Origin of the sequence: Pseudomonas sp. EA_65y_Pfl2_P74 (assembly GCF_963970575.1) — a bacterium.
In the GTDB taxonomy this organism is placed as follows: Bacteria; Pseudomonadota; Gammaproteobacteria; order Pseudomonadales; family Pseudomonadaceae; genus Aquipseudomonas; species Aquipseudomonas baetica_A.
In genome coordinates this window covers 1-2,914 of the sequence record NZ_CAXAOQ010000067.1, presented here as the reverse complement: position 1 = coordinate 2,914, position 2,914 = coordinate 1, and the positions used below count along the sequence as shown (strand labels likewise).

The window sequence follows — 2,914 nt, the reverse complement described above, 5'->3', positions numbered from 1 at the left end:
GGGGTTTCGGAATTTAATCTTGACGATGACCTACTCTCACATGGGGAAACCCCACACTACCATCGGCGATGCATCGTTTCACTGCTGAGTTCGGGATGGGATCAGGTGGTTCCAACGCTCTATGGTCGTCAAGAAATTCGGGTACTGACTCGCGACCTGTTGGCCTCGCTTCAGCAAATTGGGTATGTGACAGCTGTCGGTGTTTTGTGAACATCGAACTTTCGGTTCGTTTCGTCTTCACACACCGCAATCTGGCTTTCAAGCGCAAATTGCTTGGGTGTTATATGGTCAAGCCTCACGGGCAATTAGTATTGGTTAGCTCAACGCCTCACAGCGCTTACACACCCAACCTATCAACGTCGTAGTCTTCGACGGCCCTTCAGGGAACTCAAGGTTCCAGTGAGATCTCATCTTGAGGCAAGTTTCCCGCTTAGATGCTTTCAGCGGTTATCTTTCCCGAACATAGCTACCCGGCAATGCCACTGGCGTGACAACCGGAACACCAGAGGTTCGTCCACTCCGGTCCTCTCGTACTAGGAGCAGCCCCTCTCAAATCTCAAACGTCCACGGCAGATAGGGACCGAACTGTCTCACGACGTTCTAAACCCAGCTCGCGTACCACTTTAAATGGCGAACAGCCATACCCTTGGGACCGGCTTCAGCCCCAGGATGTGATGAGCCGACATCGAGGTGCCAAACACCGCCGTCGATATGAACTCTTGGGCGGTATCAGCCTGTTATCCCCGGAGTACCTTTTATCCGTTGAGCGATGGCCCTTCCATACAGAACCACCGGATCACTAAGACCTACTTTCGTACCTGCTCGACGTGTCTGTCTCGCAGTCAAGCGCGCTTTTGCCTTTATACTCTACGACCGATTTCCGACCGGTCTGAGCGCACCTTCGTACTCCTCCGTTACTCTTTAGGAGGAGACCGCCCCAGTCAAACTACCCACCATACACTGTCCTCGATCCGGATAACGGACCTGAGTTAGAACCTCAAAGTTGCCAGGGTGGTATTTCAAGGATGGCTCCACGCGAACTGGCGTCCACGCTTCAAAGCCTCCCACCTATCCTACACAAGCAAATTCAAAGTCCAGTGCAAAGCTATAGTAAAGGTTCACGGGGTCTTTCCGTCTAGCCGCGGATACACTGCATCTTCACAGCGATTTCAATTTCACTGAGTCTCGGGTGGAGACAGCGCCGCCATCGTTACGCCATTCGTGCAGGTCGGAACTTACCCGACAAGGAATTTCGCTACCTTAGGACCGTTATAGTTACGGCCGCCGTTTACCGGGGCTTCGATCAAGAGCTTCGCGTTAGCTAACCCCATCAATTAACCTTCCGGCACCGGGCAGGCGTCACACCCTATACGTCCACTTTCGTGTTTGCAGAGTGCTGTGTTTTTAATAAACAGTCGCAGCGGCCTGGTATCTTCGACCGGCATGAGCTTACGGAGCAAGTCCTTCACCCTCACCGGCGCACCTTCTCCCGAAGTTACGGTGCCATTTTGCCTAGTTCCTTCACCCGAGTTCTCTCAAGCGCCTTGGTATTCTCTACCCAACCACCTGTGTCGGTTTGGGGTACGGTTCCTGGTTACCTGAAGCTTAGAAGCTTTTCTTGGAAGCATGGCATCAACCACTTCGTCATCTAAAAGATGACTCGTCATCAGCTCTCGGCCTTGGAATCCCGGATTTACCTAAGATTCCAGCCTACCACCTTAAACTTGGACAACCAACGCCAAGCTGGCCTAGCCTTCTCCGTCCCTCCATCGCAATAACCAGAAGTACAGGAATATTAACCTGTTTTCCATCGACTACGCTTTTCAGCCTCGCCTTAGGGACCGACTAACCCTGCGTCGATTAACGTTGCGCAGGAAACCTTGGTCTTTCGGCGTGGGTGTTTTTCACACCCATTGTCGTTACTCATGTCAGCATTCGCACTTCTGATACCTCCAGCAAGCTTCTCAACTCACCTTCACAGGCTTACAGAACGCTCCTCTACCGCATCATCCGAAGATGATACCCGTAGCTTCGGTGTATGGTTTGAGCCCCGTTACATCTTCCGCGCAGGCCGACTCGACTAGTGAGCTATTACGCTTTCTTTAAAGGGTGGCTGCTTCTAAGCCAACCTCCTAGCTGTCTAAGCCTTCCCACATCGTTTCCCACTTAACCATAACTTTGGGACCTTAGCTGACGGTCTGGGTTGTTTCCCTTTTCACGACGGACGTTAGCACCCGCCGTGTGTCTCCCATGCTCGGCACTTGTAGGTATTCGGAGTTTGCATCGGTTTGGTAAGTCGGGATGACCCCCTAGCCGAAACAGTGCTCTACCCCCTACAGTGATACATGAGGCGCTACCTAAATAGCTTTCGAGGAGAACCAGCTATCTCCGAGCTTGATTAGCCTTTCACTCCGATCCACAGGTCATCCGCTAACTTTTCAACGGTAGTCGGTTCGGTCCTCCAGTTAGTGTTACCCAACCTTCAACCTGCCCATGGATAGATCGCCCGGTTTCGGGTCTATTCCCAGCGACTAGACGCCCTATTAAGACTCGCTTTCGCTACGCCTCCCCTATTCGGTTAAGCTCGCCACTGAAAATAAGTCGCTGACCCATTATACAAAAGGTACGCAGTCACCCAACAAAGTGGGCTCCCACTGCTTGTACGCATACGGTTTCAGGATCTATTTCACTCCCCTCTCCGGGGTTCTTTTCGCCTTTCCCTCACGGTACTAGTTCACTATCGGTCAGTCAGTAGTATTTAGCCTTGGAGGATGGTCCCCCCATATTCAGACAAAGTTTCTCGTGCTCCGTCCTACTCGATTTCATTGACAAGAGATTTTCGCGTACAGGGCTATCACCCACTATGGCCGCACTTTCCAGAGCGTTCCGCTAATCTCAAATCAACTTAAGGGCT

At 51.9% G+C, this 2,914-nt stretch carries 2 rRNA genes; both read right to left on the bottom strand.

Annotated features, from left to right (window positions below):
* Nucleotides 1-17: 17 nt before the first annotated feature.
* Nucleotides 18-133 (bottom strand): 5S ribosomal RNA (gene rrf / locus AACY18_RS27780).
* Nucleotides 134-284: 151 nt separating this feature from the next.
* A 23S ribosomal RNA gene (locus AACY18_RS27775) occupies nucleotides 285-2,914 on the bottom strand; the annotation flags it as partial.